Genomic DNA, 873 nt, shown 5'->3' with positions numbered 1-873 from the left:
GTTTGCGGATTGGCAACGATATTGCGGACGGCCAAAAGTTTGGGAACGTAGTTGCGTGTTTCGTTCGGCATACGCAGGTTTTCGTATGTCGGCTCCAAACCTTGCGCACGGGCACGGTTTACGGCGCGACCGACGTTACCTTCCCCCCAGTTGTAAGCGGCAAGCGCCAAAGACCAGTCGCCGAACATACCGTGCAGGTATTGCAGGTAGTTCAATGCGGCATCGGTAGCGGCGTAAATATCGTGGCGGCCGTCATACAAAGGTGTTTTTTCCAAGCCGAAGTGGCGGCCGGTAGCCGGCATAAATTGCCACAGGCCGGATGCGCCGACGTGTGATTTGGCTTTGGTTACGAATGCGCTTTCAATGAAAGGCAGCAAAGCAATTTCGGCGGGCATATTGCGTTTTTTAACTTCATTGGCAATATGGTACATATAAGGTTTGCTGCGGGAGATGGTGCGGTCGAAATATGCGCTGTTTGCAGCAAATTTGTTTTCATGGCGGCGAACCAGTTCTGTGTTGACTTCGTTGATGCGGAAGTCTTTACGCAACGATGCCCATAAGCTGCCGGAGCCGAAGGTTTGTGCTTTGGCTTGGTCGAGCAGGGCGGAGTTGAGGCGCATCATGGCCATGCCGACTTGGTTGGGTGTAGCGTTTTGTGCGTAGGCTGTGGCGGAAACCGCCGACAGGCTTGAAACGGTCAGAGCGATGGTTTTTAGTTTTGCCATAGTAAATAAAGTTATCAAATATATAATAAAATTTCGTCTTTTTGATAGTATCGTTTCAGCATTTAAACGTCAAGTCGAGCAGGGAATTTGCTTGTGTGATGTGGCCGTGGTGTTAAAATTCTGTCACACAAGTCGGGATGCATAGGGG

The 873-nt window shown here is 50.4% G+C and carries 1 protein-coding gene; it reads right to left on the bottom strand.

Annotated features, from left to right (window positions below; genetic code table 11):
- On the bottom strand, window positions 1-725 hold a 725-nt coding region (locus tag ACTHS3_RS15710), incomplete at its 3' end, for a lytic transglycosylase domain-containing protein (protein ID WP_440368468.1).
- Between the last annotated feature and the right edge of the window lie 148 nt (window positions 726-873).

The organism is Neisseria sp. P0009.S007 (assembly GCF_051962515.1).
The sequence above is the reverse complement of the archived record's forward strand: the minus strand, read 5'-3'. Positions and strand labels throughout refer to the sequence as shown.